We start from the raw sequence: 18,517 nt of genomic DNA on the forward strand, positions 1-18,517 counted from the left end.
CCTCCAGCCGATCCGACCACCGCAAACCACCACGCGCCACCGCACCGAACCGCAGATGCACACCCTCCACCCGCGGCGAATACACGAAGATCTCGTACCTCGGCCGCGGCTGCGGGAGTTCGGCGATTTCCTGTGGTTCCACTTTCACCGAGATGAAGTCGCGGGAGGCGCCGTCGGTATCGGTGACGTAGTAGTTGGTACGCAGCGTCGCCCGGATCAGCCCGAGGATCGCCCGCAGGATGCGGTCCGCGTCCAGGCTGACCACCTGGTCGATTCGCTCACGCAGGTGCTCTTCGATATCGGTGGCCAGCTCGGTGGAATGGCTGTCCGGATCGAATCGGGCGGTGAACAACTGCGCGAACAGTTTCGCCGTATCGGGGTAGGTGTGCAGGACCCGGGCGATATTGACCTGGCTGTACGGGAAACCCGCCTGCTGCAGATATTTCGCGTAGGTCCGCAGCACGGCGACCGCCCGCCAGGAGAGCCCGGCCCGCAGCACCAGCTCGTTCAGGCCGTCGGCCTCGGCCCGGCCGTACCAGAGCGCGTCGAACGCGGCGGTGAAGCGGTCGCGTACCCGCTCGGCCGCGACGGCTTCGGTCTTCGGGGCCGCGAGCGTATCGGGCGCCACCTCGAGGAGTTCGGCGTCGAGATCCTGGTCGAGTGCGCCACGCAGCAGTTCGTTGCTCGCCAGCAGGCCGAAATCGTAGATCCAGCGTTCCTCGGCCGGTTCACCGCCGTCCCGTTCGCGCCTGATCCGATACGGCCGCTCGTCGAGCACCTCGACGCCCAAACTCTGCAGCACCGGCAGCACCTGGCTGAGCGAGATTCCGGAACCACCGATGTACAGCGTGAACCGCCACGATCCCGCGGGGGCGTCGGCCACCCGGTACAGATGCTGATCGATACTGCCCGGCGCCAGCCGCTCCAGCCGATCTATATCGGCGAGTGCGCGCCGCGCGCTGAAGTCCTGTTTGTACCCTTCGGGGAAGGCTTCGCAATAGCGCCGCACGATCCGCGGGTCGAGTACGGTCGACGCGTTCACCGCATCGTTCAGGTGATCGTCCCAGGTACGACTCGCCTCCGCGAGCAGGTTCTGGATCCGGACCCGGTCGGCTTCGGAGATCTCCTCCGCGGAGGACACCGGCGCCTCGGTGGTGTCCGCGCTCGGCATCCGGATGGTGAAATACACGCTGGCGAGTTCGCTTTCGCTGACCCGCGCGGAGTAGTCGATCGAGGCACCGCCGAGTTCACGGACCAGGATGTCCTGCATCTCGAGCCGGACCGCGGTGGTGTAGCGGTCGCGCGGCAGATACACCATGGCGGCGACGAACCGGCCATAGGGATCGACCCGGAGGAAGAGCCGAACCTGGCGGCGCAATCCGACGTTGAGCACGGCGGTGGTGGTACGGCGCAGGGTCGCGGCATCGGAGGAGAAGAGTTCCGTCCGCGGAAAACCCTGCATCACTTCGAGCATGGCCTGGCCCGAGAACGAGTCCAGATCGAATCCGCTGCCTTTGATGGCGGCGCGAACCCGCTGCCCCACCACGGGAATATCCAACACGTTCTCGTGCAGCGCGGTGACCGTGAAGACACCGACGAACAGGTGCTCACCCCGGACCTCGCCCGCGCTGTCCAGATCGGCCACGCCGATGTAGTACGGGTACACCGCGCGCTGCATGGCGACCGGAATCAGGCCCTGGGTCATCCGCAGCAGCGGACGGGCACCGGCCGTGATCGGCACCTGGAAACCGGTCGCGGTCCCCGGATGCAGGACTCCCAGCTCGGAATCCGGCACGGGCACCGGCAGTTCCGCGCCCGGTTCGCTCCGGTATCGGGCGTAGCCCAGCATCGTGAAGTTGTCGTCGGCCATCCACCGCAGCAGGCGGGCACAGTCGGCCGGCTCGATATCGGCCGCGGCCGCGGCCGCGGAATCACCGGCCTGTTCGAGCCGTGTCGCCAATTCGTCGAGGATGGCATGGATCGCCCCGGTATCGCTGCTCACCTGTCGCACATCCTTGATGACGTCCGGTACGGCGGCGGCGATCTCGTCGAGCAGCCGAGCGCTCGTCGCCGGGTGCAGTTGGAGATGGATCCAGGACTCGCGCCCCTCGGCGTTGCCGTCGCGGCGCAGTCCGGCTTCGTGCAGATGGGCGGCGGTGAGAGTACCGCTCGAATCCCGTTCGACCGTGAAGATGGGGTGGATGACCTCGCTGATCGTGGCACCCATCCGGCCGAACAGCGCCGTCACCGAATCGACCAGCATCGGCATATCGTCGGTGACGAGCTGCACCGCCGCACCCAGCCCCGATCCGTCGTCCGGGTGGTGGACCCGCACGAGGCCCTGACCCGGGTCACGGGTCAGGGCCAGGGTCAGGTGGGCACGGAAGGTGAGGTTGGGCGCGGTGATCTCACAATCGGTGTCCTCGGTCTCGACGTGCCGGAAGTATCCGTCCTCCAGATTGCCGAGGTCGGCACGTAGCGTATCCGGCAACTCGGCAGCCCATGCCTCGCTGGACAATTCGGACGAGACCGTCATTTCCCACTCCCTTGAATGCGGTTTTTCTCGGACACACCGACACCGATCCCGAGGGTAGACCCGAACGCGGGCAGCGGGAAAAGTCCCGCGGCGTTACCCGCGGGTCAGCTTGCGATGTGTCACTCGATGCGGCCGTGCGGCTTCCGGCCCGAGGCGTTCGATCTTGTTGGCCTCGTAGGCTTCGAAGTTGCCCTCGAACCAGAACCATTTGGCCTCGTTGTCGGCGTCACCTTCCCAAGCGAGGATATGCGTACAGGTGCGGTCCAGGAACCACCTGTCATGGGAAATGACCACGGCACAGCCCGGGAACTGCTCCAATGCGTTCTCCAACGACCCCAGTGTTTCCACGTCGAGGTCGTTGGTGGGCTCGTCGAGCAGGATCAAGTTGCCGCCCTGCTTCAGGGTGAGCGCCAGGTTCAGCCGGTTGCGTTCACCACCGGAGAGCACCCCGGCCGGCTTCTGCTGATCCGGACCCTTGAATCCGAAGGCGCTCACATACGCCCGGGACGGCATCTCCTGCTGACCGACCTCGATGTAGTCGAGTCCGTCCGAAACCACCTGCCATACGGTCTTGCCCGGGTCGATCCCGGCACGGGACTGGTCCACGTAGCTCAATTTGACGGTATCGCCGACCTTGACCGTTCCGCTGTCCGGCTCTTCCAGGCCCACGATGGTCTTGAACAGGGTCGTCTTACCGACACCGTTCGGACCGATCACACCGACGATGCCGTTGCGCGGCAGGGTGAACGACAGGTCCTTGATCAGCTGACGATCGCCGAAGCCCTTGTCCAGATGCTCGACCTCGACGACGACACTGCCCAGTCGCGGCCCGGCGGGGATCTGGATCTCCTCGAAGTCCAGCTTCCGCATCTTCTCGGCCTCCGCGGCCATCTCCTCGTAGCGGCCCAGACGTGCCTTGTTCTTCGCTTGGCGCGCCTTGGCACCCGAGCGCACCCAAGCGAGTTCGTCCTTGAGCCGCTTCTGCAGCTTCTGGTCCTTCTTGCCCTGGACCGCGAGCCGTTCGGCCTTCTTCTCCAGATAGGTGGAGTAGTTGCCCTCGTATCCGATGGCCCGGCCGCGGTCCAGCTCGAGAATCCAGCCGGCCACGTTGTCGAGGAAGTAGCGGTCGTGGGTGACCGCCAGGACGGCACCCGGGTACTGCGCGAGGAACTGCTCGAGCCAGAGCACGCTCTCGGCGTCGAGATGGTTGGTGGGCTCGTCGAGCAGCAGCAGGTCGGGCTTGCTCAGCAGCAGTTTGCACAGCGCCACCCGGCGCCGCTCACCACCGGACAGATTGGTGACCGGTTCGTCCGGCGGCGGGCACCGCAGCGCGTCCATAGCCTGTTCCAGCTGGGAGTCCAGGTCCCAGGCGTCGGCGTGGTCCAGGTCCTCCTGCAGCTTGCCCATTTCGTCCATGAGCTCGTCGGAGTAATCGGTGGCCATCAGCTCGGCGATCTCGTTGAACCGGTCGAGTTTGACCTTGATCTCGCCGAGGCCCTCCTCCACGTTGCCGCGAACCGTCTTCTCCTCGTTCAGCGGCGGCTCCTGCTGCAGGATCCCCACGCTGGCGCCCGGCGCGAGAAAGGCCTCACCGTTGTTCGGCTGGTCCAATCCGGCCATGATCTTCAGGACGCTGGATTTTCCGGCGCCGTTCGGACCGACAACGCCGATCTTGGCGCCGGGAAGGAAGTTCAAGGTGACGTCGTCGAGGACGACCTTGTCGCCGTGCGCCTTGCGAACCTTCTTCATTTGGTAGATGAACTCAGCCATAGCGATCACCCTATCCGTCAAACATCGGTGCGGTTTCACACGTCGGCGTTCACGGGCACATTGTCCCGCGCCAACCGCTCCACCTTCGGATCGTCCTGTTCCCCCACCACCCCAGTTTCGGCAGACGCAGCGTCCGGACCAGCGGATATATTCCCGCCCGTCCCCGGCTGCCCGGCTCGCCGACGCTCCACCCGCGCGGTGCAGCGGGTGAGGTCCGGTCCCAGAGTATGCGCCCGCATCTCCAGATCACGGCGTTCGGCACCGTCGCGGGTGCGGTACTCGTTGGACCGGAGTTGGCCCTGCACGATCACCGGATCGCCCCGGTGGATCGACGCCTCCACCCCTGCCACGAGCCGCCGCCAGCAGCTGACGGAGAGAAACAGCACCCCATTGTCCACCCATTCACCGGTTTCGCGGTCGAGCCGCCGCGCGGTACTCGCCAGCCGGAAGCCGATCATCTGCTCGCCGCTGGGCAAATCGCGTTTGACCGGCTCGGTCACCACCGTACCGACCACGGTCGCCACTGCCTCGTACATCTCCACCCCTCCGTTCACCCGGCGGTCCCGGGAACCCTGTTCATCGTGCGGCCTCCGGACCGGCGACGGCTGCGCGGAATCGGATCTGTGGACAACTCCGGCGCAATAGGGAACTTGTGGAAAGAGCGAGCACCGGCCGGATCGGTTCAGTGGAAGGACGCCGGCATCGCCGCGGCGATCTCCCGCCGCGAACGCACCCCGAGTTTGGCGAGAATGCTCGAAACATGCGATTGGACGGTCCGGCGCGACAGGAACATCTGCGCCGCGATATCGGCGTTCGAACTGCCCTCCGCCACCTGAACCGCCACCGCGCGTTCGGTATCGGTCAGCGACGCCCAGCCCGTCTTCGGACGGTTTCGCGGGCCGCGCACACCCCGGCGGATTCCGTACCTGCGCACCCGCGCCACCGCACGGGCGGTATCCCACGAAGCCCCCAGCCCGGAGTACAGCTGCACGGCCGATTCGAGGGCATTCCGTGCGTCCGTGCCACGCCCACCCGCGGCCAGCACGATCGCGGCATTCTCATAGGCCTGGGCCTGATAGAGCGGCCAGTCGCAGCGGGCGAACTCGCGCGCGGCGGCGAAGAGCGCGTCCGGGTCGCTCCCGGCCAGCCCGCGGCACAACTGCGCGATACCGGACCGCGACGCGGTGGACTGCCTGGCCACCGATTCCTCCGCGGCCACCAGTGCCCCGCGCAGCGCCGCTCCGTCGCCGGCGTCGAAGGCCAGGCGGGCGATATCGGGAAGGATGTAGTGCAGCGTCGAGGCGCTCATCCCGGTGGCCAGGTTCGCATGGGTCTCGACGAGTAATCGCAGCGCCGGTTCCGGGTTACCGCGGGTCTCGTGCACGAGAGCGGTGACCCAGGGATGCATATACCCGTACCCGGCGGTCCCCAGGTTATCGTCCGGGCCGAGCACCTCAGCGGGCACGGGCGCACCGCGGTGCAGCCCGATCAGAGCCGTCACGCTGTGCGCGACCGGCGCATAACCGAGTACATCCGGTGCCTCCAGACAGGCGCGGCAGGCCTCGATCGCCTCGTCCCAGCGACCGCTGAGCAGGAAGAGCCGCGCTTCGGCCATCAGATTGGGCGCCAGGTAGACCCCGTGTGTCCGGCGATTGTGCCCGATGGCTGTCTGTAGTGCCTCCAGCGCGGCGGTCGGCCGGTCGAGTTCGATCAGGCAATGCGCGTAGAGCACATACGGATCGATCTGGTCCGATCCGGCCGCGTCCTGTAGCACGGTCAGCGATTCGGTGCTGATCTCCAGCGCGCGGTCGAGATAGCCGTGGGTGTAGCGCACCGCCCCCAGCGCCATCAGCCCGTATCCGGTGGCCAGCGCGTTGCCCGCCCGGCGGCCCAGCTCGACCGCCCGCCGCCCGGCCCGCTCGGCTTCGGCGAACCGCTCCAGGAAGAAATTGTCCAGCGCGCACAGGCCCAGGAACCGGGCCGCGTCGGATTCGCCGAGATCCAAAGTGGCGAGCGCCGTCTCGGCGACTTCGACGGCCTCGGCCAAGCGGCCCTGGGCATGGCACACATGAGCCAGCAGCCAGCGCAGCCCCGGGTCATCGGCATGCTCGGGCCGGTGCCGCAACGCGACTCGCAAGGTGGCTTCGGCCTGTTCGACCCGCCCGTTCCACAGCAGGGCACGGGTCCGCATCCGGATCAGCGCCGCCCGGGTCGCCGTATCGAGCCCGGCGGTGTCGACTATCCGGGTCAGCAGCCGCATCGCCAGTTCCGGTGCGCGCACGATCAGCGAGTCCGAAACCGAGAGCAGCCATTGCAGACTCGCCGGGTCGAGATCGCGTCCCCCGATGGTCAGGTAGTAGGCGACACGTTCGATCGGTGCACCCGTCGTCTGCAGTACCAGCCCGGCCCGGCGCAGCAGATCGGACCGCAGCGACGCCGGCAGCCGGTCGGCCAGGACGTGCCGGATGAGATCGTGCCGGAAGGTGAGCTCGGAATCGACCATGGTGAGCAGGCCGGCATCCGTCGCCTCGGCGACCGCGCTCCACACTTCCATGAGGTGGCCGTCCAGCACGGCGGCCAGTTCCGCGACGTCGACCTTGGGGCCGAGCGCGGCGGCCATCGGCAGCAGGTCACGTGTCGGACGCGACAGCGAATCGACCCGGCGCCAGACAGCTTCGGCCAGGGAACCCACCGGCCGACCGGATCCCGCGCCGCCGTCGAGCAGCGAGCCGGCGACCAGTTCCGTGATGTGCAGCGGATGACCGTACGCTGCGGCGACCTGGCGCAGCAGCGCCGGTGGGGGCGCCGAGCCCACCATCTCCCGCACCATGGTCGCCGCCGCCGCATCGGGTAGCGCACCGAGCCGGACGGTGGAGGCGGCACAGGCGGTCAGGGTGGCTGTCAACACCCCGAAGGCCGGATCTGCCGGGAAAGGCCGGGTCGCGAGGACCAGGACCAGCGGTAGCCGATCGGCGAGCGTCGCCAGCCGGTGCAGAACCGCCAGACTGGATCGGTCCGCCCAGTGGACGTCGTCGAGGAGCAACGCGACGGGCTGGTCTGCGCACCACGTACCGATCTGTTCGAGCAGCAGTTCGGCGAGTGCGAATTCGTGGGTAACCGCTGCGTCGCCGGCTTGGTCGGCGCCGTCGAGCAGGGTCCGGATCGGATCGGAGTCGGTGCCGGGCACTTCCTCGGTCGCGAGCCACCCGGCCACCGCGGAGAACGGGACGTCTTGCTGGACTTCGCGGGCCGCACCGGCACGCACCTGCAAACCGAGTTGTGCGAACTGTTGTCCGGCGGCAGCGAGCAGCGTTGTCTTGCCGATCCCGGCTTCGCCTTCCACGAGTGCGACGGTGCCGCGTCCGGCGGCCGCGGATCGTCCGCACGAGACCAGAGCGGCGACCTCGGCGTCGCGACCGACGAACACTGTCGCGAAAGATTGCTGCACCCGCATGAGTGTAGGCATACGACCACTGCGCCGCATGCGCCGATCACGGGCGGAGACTGTGATCGGCATCCACCCCACCAGCGGAAAACGGACATACCGGAAACGGTGGGCCGGTCTCGACGATGCCGATCACCGGCATCGACTACCAGCTGGGCGACCCCGCACCCCGGAAGCGGCTGGGTACCGCCGAACCGCCGACCGCCGGTTCGGCCGGCCGGGAGCCCCGTCGGGCGGGCACTACCCCGGTCGGCGCCGGCCCCGGTCGCGAAGCTTTCCATCGGGGTTGCCCGGCGATCGCCGGCAGCCCGCGGGGACAATCGCCGCCCGGTGGCCGCATCCGGATCCCCGGGTCAGAGCACCGGCAGTTCCGTATTCGCTCCGCACAGCACCACTACCGGCCGCTCCCCCTCACGCGGTACGTAGACACCGCTCAAAATCGCCGCCAATGCCACCGCACCCGAGAGTTCGACGACGATCCGGAACTCACGCCACAGGTAGTCCCGGGCGTCGGTGATCGCGTCGTCGGTCACCAGCGTGGACCGCACTCCGTAGCGCCGGGCGACATCCAGGGCGATCTCACCGATTCGGGACGCACCCAGCGCGTCGGCCGTGATGCTGGAGACCCCCACATCCACGGGCTCACCGGCGGCCAGCGCGGAGTTCAGGGTCGGAATGCCCTCGGGTTCGACGCCCACGATCTCCCGCCGCCGTCCGCCGGCGGCCGCGATTCCGCCGATCAATCCGCCACCGCCGACCGCGACGAGAATCGGCGGCCGGCCGCGCACCTGTTCCTCGATCTCCAGTTCGATCACCCCGGCCCCGGCGACCACGGCAGGCAGATCGTAGGCGTGCAATTGCAGTGCTCCACGCTCGGCGGTGATCTCGCAGGCGTGATCGTAGGCTTCGGCATACGTGGTCCCGTGCCAGCGCACCTCGGCGCCGTGCGACCACATCGCGGCGACCTTGGTGTGCGGCGCCGATTCCGGGACGACCACCGTGCAGGTCTTACCCATCCCGGCCGCCGCCAGCGCCGCCGCGATCCCCGCGTTTCCGCCCGAGGCGATCACGACATGTTCGGGGCACACCCGCTCCGACAGCAGCGCGTTGTAGCTACCGCGCACCTTGAATGTGCCACCGTGCTGCAGATACTCGAGTTTCAGCGTGATCGGCACCGGTCCCGAAGGCCCCGGGACAGCGGTATGGAAGACCGGGGTCTTTCGAATGCGGCCGGTGAGGCGCCGACGCGCGGCCCGCACATCCGAGCGGTAGATACGCCGGAGCGGTTGCACAGGTGTCAGCGGGATTTTCTGCTCGGTCATCTACCTACTTGCCCGATCTCGCTTGGCCAATTCGGCGAACATGGCGTTGTGCGCGGCCAGTTCCGCGTTGTCGTCGCGTTCCGCGGCGCGGTCGGTGCGCCGCGCCAGCCGCGCGTCACTGCGCGACCACTGGATCAGCAGCGCCAGCATCACCACGACCAGCGGGACCTCACCGGTGGCCCATGCCAGGCTTCCCCCGGTCCGCTGATCGCCGAGCAGATCGACGTGCCAGCCCGGATCCAGGCTGCGATAGAACCAACCGGCGAGTACCGTGCTCATCCCCATCAGCACGACACCGAAGAAAGCATGGAACGGTAGCGAGCCGAACACCATGGCCAGCCTGGTGAGTGGCTCCACCCGGCGCGGTTTGGGATCGATACCGATCACCACCCAGTAGAAGAGGTATCCGCTGAGCAGGAAGTGCACGTTCATCAACAGGTGCGCGGTATGTGAATCGGCGTAGGTGTCGAAGATCCCGCCCAGATAGAGGGCGTAGAACCCGGCCACGAAAAGTACCGAGGCCACGATCGGATGGGTGAGGAAGCGCGAGACCGGGTTGTGCACGGCCGCGAGGATCCATTCCCGCGGACCGGGAGCACCGTCGCGGCCGGCGGGTGGCAGCGCCCGCAACGCGAGCGTCACCACACCGCCCAGCGCGAGCAGGATCGGTGTCAGCATCGACAGGGCCATATGCGCGCCCATGTGCACGCTGAACATGGCGGGCGCATACCGGCCGACTCCCGAGGAGGTCGTGACCAGCAGGACCGCGCAGCCGAGCAACCAGGCGGCGGTCCGGCCGACCGGCCAGACGTCACCGCGCGCCCGCAACCGCCGGACGCCCAGCAGATACAGCACTGCCAACACTATGGCGAGGGTGCCGAAGATCAGATCGAAACGCCAGTCGAAGAGCAGCCGTGCCACAGTGGGCGGCCCGTCCAGGTTGTAGCCGAGCTCGACCTCCATCGGGGTCGGCACGCTGGTGGGGGCCGGTGGCGGGGTGCGGCCGAGCCCTACGGCCAGTCCCATCGTCGCGGCGAAGACGAGCAGTTCCACACTCGCGAAGCGGGCGAGTGCGCGCCGATTCTCCGGATCGGCGGCCAGCGCCGGCAGCGCCGCGCGCCGCTGGAACCAGCCGAGCACCCCGAGCACCACCAGCGCGGCCGCCTTGGCCAGCACCAGGCGCCCATAGGTAGTGGTGAACAGTTCGTCCATGGGCACCCGCACCCAGGAGTTCGCCACCCCGCTGATCGCCAGCACCACGAAGGACACCAGAGCCACCGCGGAGAAACGCCGGGCCGCGAGGGCCGTATGGGTTCCGTCACGCAGCGCGTGCACCAGCAGTGCGGCGAGTCCACCGACCCACACCGCCGCGGCGATGAGATGCAGAATCAGGCTGTTGGTGGCCACATCGTGGGCGCCGCCCGATGCGGAATGCCCGGTCAGCGCGAGCGGCATCATGACCGCGATCGATCCCGCGAACAGCACCGGGGTCCAGCCCCAGCGCAGCGCGAGCCGACAACCGATGGCCAGCACCAGCGCCGCGATCGCGGTGAGCCGCCAGGTGCCGGCGAGTTCGATCTCGTTCGCGACACCCCACAGATCCTGCGGCTCGAGGATCTCGGTGACCGGACGTCCGGTGCTGTCGGACACGGTCAACGGCACGAGCAGGGCGGCGCATACCGCCCACCCCACCGCCAGACCGGATGCCCGGCGTACCGCCCGGTAGCCACCCACATCGAGGAGCCCGCCGCGCTGGGGCGGCACCAGGAACGCCGCGAAGAGCAGCGCGCCCACGGTGAACGCCGCGAACAGATCCGACAATGCCCGGACCGCCGGCAGCCCGTACGTGGTCAGCGCGCCCGGGTCCGGGATGCCCAGCAGGCTCAGCGCCTGAGCGGCCGACAGGCCGACCACTATCATCGACACGACCGCCGCGAGCGCCGCGGCGAGTACGGTCAGCACGGCCCCGACGGCCGCCGAACCGCCGGGCCGACCGGCCTCGGTAACGGGTTCGGCGGCGGGGGCCTGGGCTGACGACATAGGTTCGAGAGTAGTTCGGTGGGCCCGGTCCGGCCCGGCGGGGCTGTTTCCGGGCAGCCCAAAAGAGACGATCAGGTCGATCGCTACACTTTTCAGCTGGACAGCGGGGCCGTTGTCCGCCATGGTGGAACCACTGCCTCCGTAGCTCAGTTGGATAGAGCAAGGGCCTTCTAATCCCTAGGTCGCAGGTTCGATTCCTGCCGGGGGCGCTCCACCCACCCGACTGAGCTGTTCGGGCCAGTCGGAGTGGGTGTACCCCCTGGAACGAGGCCCAAACCCACAATCCCGGGCTGTGATCCCCGCATCCGCTCCGAGATCCCCGCATTCGCTCCGCTCGTGCGCCGGGCTGCGGGCGGGCCTCGACGGCCGCGCCCTCTAGGGTGTCGGGAATGGGTTTGCCTTCGCCTACCGCCGACAGCCGCGCCGTGGTCACCGGAGCTTCGTCCGGAATCGGAACCGCACTGGCCACCGAACTGGCCCGGCGGGGCCATTCGCTCATCCTGGTCGCGCGGCGCGGCGAGGTTCTCGAGGAACTGGCCGACCGGCTGACCCGGGACCACGGCATCACCGCCGAGGTCCGCGCCGTCGACCTCGCGGACCGGGAACAGCGCGCTCCGCTCACCGAGGAACTCGCCGGCCGCGATATCTCCGTCCTCTGCAACAACGCGGGGATCGCGACCTTCGGCCCCCTCGCCGACCTGGATCCGGCCTACGAACGCGACCAGCTGGAACTGAACGCCGTCGCCGTTCACGATCTGACCCTGGCAGTCCTGCCCGCGATGCTGGCGCGCCGCGCCGGGGGCATCCTGGTGAGCGGATCGGCGGCCGGGAACATGCCCATCCCGAACAATGCGACCTACGCGGCGAGCAAAGCGTTCGCCAACACCTTCGCCGAATCGCTGCGAGGCGAGCTGAAGGGCTCCGGCGTGCACATCACCCTGCTCGCACCGGGACCCGTACGCACCGAGACCCCCGACCCCGCCGACGCGTCTCTGGTCGACCGGATGGTTCCGGACTTCCTCTGGGTGTCCTCCGAATACACGGCCCGTATCTCGATCGACGCGCTGGCCCGGAACAAGATGCGGGTGGTACCCGGCTTGATCGGCAAGAGTATGAGCACCGCGGGCAACTACGGGCCCCGGGCGGTCACCGCCCCGATCGCGGGCGCCTTCTACAAGAAGCTCGGCGGCTGATCCCGCCCGCTCCGGAGACCTTTCCGCACAGTGGAGGTGGCGATTGCGCCTGCCGGACAGCGCGGCTGATTAGGGTGGTGCGAGTGTCGGACAAATTAGTGGTGTGGATGGATTGCGAGATGACCGGGCTCGACCTGGCCACCGACAAACTGATCGAGGTGGCCGCCCTGGTGACGGACAGCGATCTGAATGTGCTCGGTGACGGCGTGGATATCGTGATCCACGCCGACGACGCGGCGCTCGCCGCGATGCCCGAAGTGGTCGCCGATATGCACGCCCGGTCCGGCCTCACCGAAGAGGTGCGGCAGTCCAAAGTCACCCTCGCCGACGCCGAGCGGCAGGTACTCGACTATGTGAAGCAGTACGCGCCCACCGCCCGCGTGGTGCCGCTGGCCGGCAATTCGATCGCCACCGACCGCGGCTTCATCGCCCGGGACATGCCGGAACTGGACGCGCATCTGCACTACCGGATGATCGACGTGAGCTCGATCAAGGAGCTGTGCCGCCGCTGGTATCCGCGAATCTATTTCGGCCAGCCGGAGAAGGGCCTGGCCCATCGCGCGCTCGCCGATATCAAGGAATCGATCCGGGAGCTCGAGTACTACCGGCGGACCGCGTTCGTCCCCGCACCGGGACCGTCGACCGCGGAGATATCGGCGATCGCCACCGAGGTCGCTGCCGCTGCCGGTTCCGGCAGTGGATCCGACCACACCGGAGACGACCGGTCGTAGGCTCGGCCGACCGGCACACCGGTAACCGATTGGCTTGCGGAGGGGTGGACGCGCTACTATCTAGGCCGCCGGTGCGAATCGGTGATGGTGAGTGTAGTTCAGTTGGTAGAGCACCAGGTTGTGATCCTGGCTGTCGCGGGTTCGAGTCCCGTCACTCACCCTGAAGAGCCCGAGGACCTACAGGTCCTCGGGCTCTTTCATTAGGACCGGATTCAGACCTCGGGCTTTCCTTCCTCGCCACCGGACTCATCGGTATCGACCGCGGGTTTGCCCGTATCGACCACGGGCGCGCCTGTCCCGGCCACGGGCGCGACCTCGTCCCGGGCTCCCTGATCCAATCGGAACGGTGGGTATTCGTCGCGCAACAGCGAGGCATAGGTCTGTACGCGCAGCATCCACCTGTTGATCCCCATCACGAAATCGAACAGCCCCTGTGAATAGCGGGCGGCGAAGAGCAGACCGACCAGGGCGACGAAGGTGAGGACACCGATCAGCGGGATACCCGCGGCACTGACCGTGCCGTCCGCGTCGTCGACACCGACCAGCCACGCGGCACCGGTCATACCGCCGATGATCAGGTAGTGCGGAATCGCCAGCAGCCACCATTTCACCAGCACGAGGCCGCGATGCAGGGTCGGCGGATAGTCGACGGCGAGATCCGCCGGATAGTCGTCATCGGCCGATAGCGAGAACGGCGGATATCGGTCGGTCCCCGCCGGAGACCACGCGTAGAAGCTCACGCGCCAGGTCCACCGGATGACGCCGACGCTGTAGTCGAACAGGGCGCGGGGATATCTACCGGTGAACAGGATCGCGAAGAACGCGATCACCGTGACCACCGCATAACCGATGTGCAGGAAGAACAGAACTATGTAGTGCGGAATGGCGAGAAGCCATTTCACGATCCACATCCAGCGCGACAGCGCGGGGTCCAGATCGCCGCGGACTCGGACCGGGTATCCGGCGGGAGCAGGCATCGTGATCAACGCTCCTTAGAGGGTGCTGGTCCGGCCGACCCAACCGGCTCGGCCGCCCCTCAATTGTGAGCTATCACACATATATTCGTGATCGTCCCGCCGTACCGACACGGCATCGAGATCAACGGGAGCCCACCCCCGGCCCGCGGACTAGCGAGCCGGGGACTTTTCCAGACCGTCCAGCGCGGCCAGCCGCGGCAGCGCGCCCGGATGCTGCGCGTTCAGCCAGCTGATCAGTTCTTCGCGAACAGCGCAGCGCAGCGACCACACCGCATCCGAATCACGGCCGGTCATCGATGCCCGGACCTCGATCCCCGTGGGAGTGCTGTCGGTCACCAGCAGATTCCAGCTGCGGCCGTCCCAATCGGGGTGGTCGCTGAGATAGGCGTAGAGATGCTCGCGCAGCGCCGATACCGGGGTGCTGTGGTCCAGATAGAGGAAAACCGTGCCGGTGAGTTGCGGCCCGCCCCGCGACCAGTTCTCGTAGGGCTTGCTGTTGAAGTACGACACCGGCATGGTCAGCCGACGATCGTCCCAGATACGCACGGTCAGGAAGGACAGCGAGATCTCCTCGACAGTGCCCATCTCGCCCTCGACCACGACCGTGTCGCCGATCTTCACCGAATCGCCGAAGGCGATCTGCAGACCGGCCATGAGGTTGCTGAGGGTGGATTGGGCCGCCACACCGGCGATGATGCCGATGATGCCGGCCGAAGCGAGGAGCGAGGTGCCCAGGACGCGCAGTCCCGGGAACATGACCAGCATGGCGATGGCCGCGGTCGCGACCGCCAGTACCGCGGTCGTGATCCGGCGGATCAGCGTGAACTGCGTGTTCAGCTGGCGCACCCGGCGCGGATCACGGGCGCGGCGGGAGTAGCTGTTGAGCAGGCCGTCGGCCACGGCGTCGGCTATCCGGACGACCAGCCAGACCGCCGACATGGTGACCATGGTGGCCAGCACACTGAGGATGACCACGTCCTGCCGCAGCTCGAGCTCGGCCAGGGGGTAGGTGATCCGGAGCGCCGCGAAACCGAGGAACAGCTGCAACGGCAGCTGGATCCGGCGCAGCAGGCTCGGAATGGTGGTATTCGGGTGCCGGGTCGACCAGTAACGGAGCCCGCGGTCGATGGCCCAGCCGATCGCGATCGTCACCACCAGCGTGCCCCCGAATACGATCAGCAGTCGTATCACGTTCTCCACTGCGTCCACTCCTCAATCACCCATCGCTCGATCAGGAACCCCGGCCCCAAGGCTACAGTTCGATAACGACGGATCACCACCAGTCACGGGGATCCCGCGAACGGGCGGATGGACGGACCGGCGGGCGGGCGGCCTGCGGATTACTGCGGCGCCTGCCCCTGTGACGAATACAACCGGACCTCGCCCGCGTCGCCCAGGAAGGCATTGACGAGCATCACCCGCTCAGCGCGCAGTTCCGCTTCGTCGGGTGCGCTGGTGGTGACGGATATCTGCGGGATCGCCGCCCAGTTCACGACATAGCGTTCCGGTGGGCCGTCGTCGTCGGACAGCCGGGCCAGCCGGAAGACCGATACGGTCTTGCGCTCCATGAGGTCGCGCACCACCTCGGCGATCCGCTCGGGATCCTCCAGCGCGAAGAGGAAACCGAAGGTCAGCTCCGGCGAGGAGATATAGGCGGGCACGACCAGAGGTTAGCCCATGGATAACCGCCCGGTGTGAGTTGTCCCACCGAGCGGCTTCCGATCCGGATCAGTACCGCTTGCCGGAGGGGCCCGGGTCGGCGGTCTCCGCGTCGACGATATCGGCGTCGAGCACCGCCCCGGAACCCGGAACCGGCGCGGAGCCGGTCTCTACATCCCGGCTCTCCGCACTGTCCCGCACATCGGCGTGATCTTCACGGCCGCCGGCCGCGGCGGCATCCCGGCGGGCCGCGGCGGCGGCCTCGTTCATCTCGATGGCGTCGGTGATCCATTCGCCGATTTCGCGGGTCACCTCCGAGACAGTGCCGGTGATGATGCCCGCGATATTGCCGACCCGGCGCGCGCCCGACGAGGTGAGTTCCTGGATCAGATCCTTGTTGGCCTCGAATTTGCCGATCATCACACGCCCGCTTCGGTTGGACTCTGCTGACGCATCACGATAACACCGGCAGCGGGCTGTTTCCGCAGCGCAGCGGGCAGGAACTTGGCCAGCCGGGACTCCAGCACCCGCGGCGGGAGAGCCAGCTGGAAGATCTTGGCCCAGACGGAACCGATCTGCTTGCCGAGCGGGCCGGTGTTGTAGGGCAGCCCGAATTTCTCGCACAGCGCGCGCACTTCGGGGGCGATCTCCGGATACCGGTTGGCCGGCAGATCCGGGAACAGGTGGTGCTCGATCTGGTGCGACAGATTCCCGGACATGATGTGGAACAGCGGGCTACCGGAGATATTGGCCGATCCGAGCATCTGCCGGACATACCATTCGCCCCGCGTCTCCTCCGCGGTCTCCTCTTCGGTGAACGTCTGCACACCGGAGGGAAAATGCCCACAGAAGATGATCGAGTAGGCCCACACATTGCGCACCAGGTTCGCTGTCGCGTTCCCGGCCAGGGTGGACAGGAACAGCGGACCGGTCAGCAGCGGGAACGCCACATAGTCCTTGAGTACCTGCCGACCGGATTTCCGGAGCTGACCCTTGATCAGCGGTTTGAGGTCCGACCAGCTGCGCTTGCCCTTGACGATGTTGTCCGCTTCGAGGTCGTGCAGCATCACGCCCCACTCGAAGAACACCATCAGCAGGAACGCGTACACCGGGTTGCCCAGGTAGTACGGGTTCCAGTCCTGCCCCTCGTCGATCCGGAGCACGCCGTAGCCGATATCCCGGTCGCGACCGTGGATGTTGGTGTAGGTGTGGTGCATGTAGTTGTGCGAATGCTTCCACTGGTCGCCCGGGCACACGTTGTCCCATTCGAAGACACGTGAATTGAGGCCCGGCTCCCGCATCCAGTCGTACTGGCCGTGCATGACGTTGTGGCCGATCTCCATATTGTCGAGGATCTTCGACAAGCTCAGCGCGGCCACGCCAGCCAGCCAGAACGGCGGCAGGAAACCCAGGTACATCAGGCCGCGACCGGCGATCTCGAAACCGCGCTGCGCCTTGATGATGTCGTAGATGTACTGACGATCGCGTTCGCCGAGGTCGGCGACGATACGATCGCGCAGTTCGTCGAGTGTGCGGCCGATCTCCTCGACCTGATCGGGCGAGAGGACCAGCGGTCCGTCCTTGGTCTCGGTGAGGATGGTCATCTGTTTCTCCCCTTCGTCTCAGATATCAGATCTCGATGTCCACGTCGCCGACGGCGGCCTGGACGCAGAGTTGGATGGGCTGGTCGGGGTCGGCCTCCAGTTCGCCGGTGCGCAAGTTGCGGGTGCATCCGCTGCGCCGGACCGAGGTGCACGAGAAGCAGATGCCCATCCGGCACCCGAACTCCGGCCGGAGCCCGGCACCCTCGGCCTGCTCCAGAAGCGTTGCCCCGGTGTTCTCCGCGGCTACCCCGCTGGCGGAGAAGGTGGTGGTTCCGCCGACCTCCGCACTGTCCACCGCGATGGTGGAGGCCACGAACTCCTCGGTGTGCAGGCGTTCACTCAGCTCCGCGCCGGCGTACACCTCGCGCACCGATTCCATCAGCGGCGGCGGCCCGCACAGGTAGGTCTGCGCGTCGGCGAACCAGGGGGCCACCCGCCCGAGTTCGTCGCGGTCGAAACCTCGGCCGTCCCGCTCCGGGTACCGCATCTCGATGGCGATATTCGGATGGGCGGCAGCGATTTCGGCGAGTTCCGCGCGATAGGGCACCAGTTCCGGTGACCGCGCGTAGTGCAGGAACACCACCTCGCCGGAGAACCCTTCGTCGACGAGGGTGCGCAGCATGGACAGCACAGGTGTGATGCCGCTGCCGCCGCTGATCAGCAGGACCCGCCCCGGCCGCCGGTCCGGGAGATGGAACACCCCGGAGGCCGGTTCCAGGTCCACGATCATGCCGGGGCGGGCGTGTTCGTGCAGATACCGCGACACCAGACCGTGCGGATGGACCCGGAGGGTGAGGTCGAGCCGGCGGCGGCGGTCGTGCTGGGAGTTCACCGGCGAATAGCAGCGCAGCTGCCGCACTCCGTCGATCACCACACCCAGCTGCACGAACTGGCCGGCGCGTAGCCCGTCCCACTGCCGGGTCGGGCGCAGGCTCAGCGAGATCGTGCCCGGGACCGATCGGTCCACGTCGACGATCCGGGCCCGCATATCGCGGACGGTGAGCATTGGTCGCACGAGTTCCAGGTACCGGTCCACCGGATGCGGTGTGGTCAGGGTCTGCACCAGATCGAGGAGGGCCACCATGGGAGTTCTCCGTCCCTGTCTGTCGGTCACGTCACGAGCTTGAATTCATTTCGGTGTACGCCTGTACACTCAACCAGTGTGCCGGATACCCCGCCGGGACTGTCAACCAGTAAGAGATGTGACGCGGACGACAAAAGGGAGAAGGGTAAATGGTGA

14 protein-coding genes and 2 tRNA genes are annotated in these 18,517 nt (G+C 67.3%); 4 read left to right on the forward strand and 12 right to left on the reverse strand.

Features of this window, described 5'->3' with window-relative positions; all coding sequences use genetic code 11:
* From ACWCPQ_RS33205 to ACWCPQ_RS33230, 6 genes are all read right to left on the reverse strand, one after another.
* On the reverse strand, positions 1-2,536 hold a 2,536-nt coding region (locus ACWCPQ_RS33205; RefSeq protein WP_449906521.1), incomplete at its 3' end, for an NAD-glutamate dehydrogenase domain-containing protein.
* Positions 2,537-2,629: 93 nt separating this feature from the next.
* On the reverse strand, positions 2,630-4,306 hold the full coding sequence (gene ettA, locus ACWCPQ_RS33210; RefSeq protein WP_449906523.1) for an energy-dependent translational throttle protein EttA: 1,677 nt from the start codon (positions 4,304-4,306) through the stop codon (positions 2,630-2,632).
* Between the two features lie 35 nt (positions 4,307-4,341).
* The gene (locus tag ACWCPQ_RS33215; protein WP_449906525.1) at positions 4,342-4,842 is read right to left on the reverse strand and encodes a single-stranded DNA-binding protein; all 501 of its coding nucleotides are present in this window, start codon (positions 4,840-4,842) and stop codon (positions 4,342-4,344) included.
* Positions 4,843-4,988: 146 nt separating this feature from the next.
* Complete coding sequence (locus tag ACWCPQ_RS33220) at positions 4,989-7,754, reverse strand: ATP-binding protein (RefSeq protein WP_449906528.1); 2,766 nt, start codon at positions 7,752-7,754, stop codon at positions 4,989-4,991.
* Between the two features lie 350 nt (positions 7,755-8,104).
* Positions 8,105-9,073: a threonine/serine dehydratase gene (locus ACWCPQ_RS33225; RefSeq protein ID WP_449906531.1), complete on the reverse strand. Its 969-nt coding sequence runs from the start codon at positions 9,071-9,073 to the stop codon at positions 8,105-8,107.
* Entirely contained in the window at positions 9,074-11,113 is a 2,040-nt protein-coding gene (locus ACWCPQ_RS33230) for a cytochrome c oxidase assembly protein (RefSeq protein WP_449906534.1), read from the reverse strand.
* A gap of 135 nt (positions 11,114-11,248) precedes the next feature.
* Between ACWCPQ_RS33230 and ACWCPQ_RS33235 the strand changes: the two genes are divergently transcribed.
* The 4 genes from ACWCPQ_RS33235 to ACWCPQ_RS33250 all read left to right on the forward strand — a co-directional run bounded on the left by ACWCPQ_RS33235 (position 11,249) and on the right by ACWCPQ_RS33250 (position 13,197).
* A tRNA-Arg gene (locus tag ACWCPQ_RS33235) sits at positions 11,249-11,322 on the forward strand.
* Positions 11,323-11,502: 180 nt separating this feature from the next.
* Complete coding sequence (gene cmrA / locus ACWCPQ_RS33240; protein ID WP_449906537.1) at positions 11,503-12,306, forward strand: mycolate reductase; 804 nt, start codon at positions 11,503-11,505, stop codon at positions 12,304-12,306.
* 83 nt (positions 12,307-12,389) lie between these two features.
* Entirely contained in the window at positions 12,390-13,037 is a 648-nt protein-coding gene (orn, locus tag ACWCPQ_RS33245) for an oligoribonuclease (protein WP_449906539.1), read from the forward strand.
* Positions 13,038-13,124: 87 nt separating this feature from the next.
* A tRNA-His gene (locus ACWCPQ_RS33250) sits at positions 13,125-13,197 on the forward strand.
* Between the two features lie 52 nt (positions 13,198-13,249).
* Here ACWCPQ_RS33250 and ACWCPQ_RS33255 read toward each other — a convergent pair.
* The 6 genes from ACWCPQ_RS33255 to ACWCPQ_RS33280 all read right to left on the reverse strand — a co-directional run bounded on the left by ACWCPQ_RS33255 (position 13,250) and on the right by ACWCPQ_RS33280 (position 18,361).
* Positions 13,250-14,014: a DUF4389 domain-containing protein gene (locus ACWCPQ_RS33255; protein ID WP_449906542.1), complete on the reverse strand. Its 765-nt coding sequence runs from the start codon at positions 14,012-14,014 to the stop codon at positions 13,250-13,252.
* 150 nt (positions 14,015-14,164) lie between these two features.
* The gene (locus ACWCPQ_RS33260; RefSeq protein WP_449906545.1) at positions 14,165-15,214 is read right to left on the reverse strand and encodes a mechanosensitive ion channel family protein; all 1,050 of its coding nucleotides are present in this window, start codon (positions 15,212-15,214) and stop codon (positions 14,165-14,167) included.
* A 140-nt stretch (positions 15,215-15,354) separates the two neighbouring features.
* Complete coding sequence (locus ACWCPQ_RS33265) at positions 15,355-15,675, reverse strand: hypothetical protein (protein ID WP_449906548.1); 321 nt, start codon at positions 15,673-15,675, stop codon at positions 15,355-15,357.
* Positions 15,676-15,742: 67 nt separating this feature from the next.
* Positions 15,743-16,093, reverse strand: coding sequence for a hypothetical protein (locus ACWCPQ_RS33270; protein WP_449906551.1), 351 nt, complete (start codon positions 16,091-16,093; stop codon positions 15,743-15,745).
* Positions 16,093-17,277: a fatty acid desaturase family protein gene (locus tag ACWCPQ_RS33275; protein WP_449906553.1), complete on the reverse strand. Its 1,185-nt coding sequence runs from the start codon at positions 17,275-17,277 to the stop codon at positions 16,093-16,095. Before ACWCPQ_RS33275 ends, ACWCPQ_RS33270 begins: the two co-directional genes overlap by 1 nt.
* Positions 17,278-17,302: 25 nt before the next feature.
* Entirely contained in the window at positions 17,303-18,361 is a 1,059-nt protein-coding gene (locus ACWCPQ_RS33280; protein ID WP_449906556.1) for a ferredoxin reductase, read from the reverse strand.
* Positions 18,362-18,517 lie beyond the last annotated feature (156 nt).

It is taken from the genome of Nocardia sp. NPDC001965 (genome assembly GCF_053594175.1).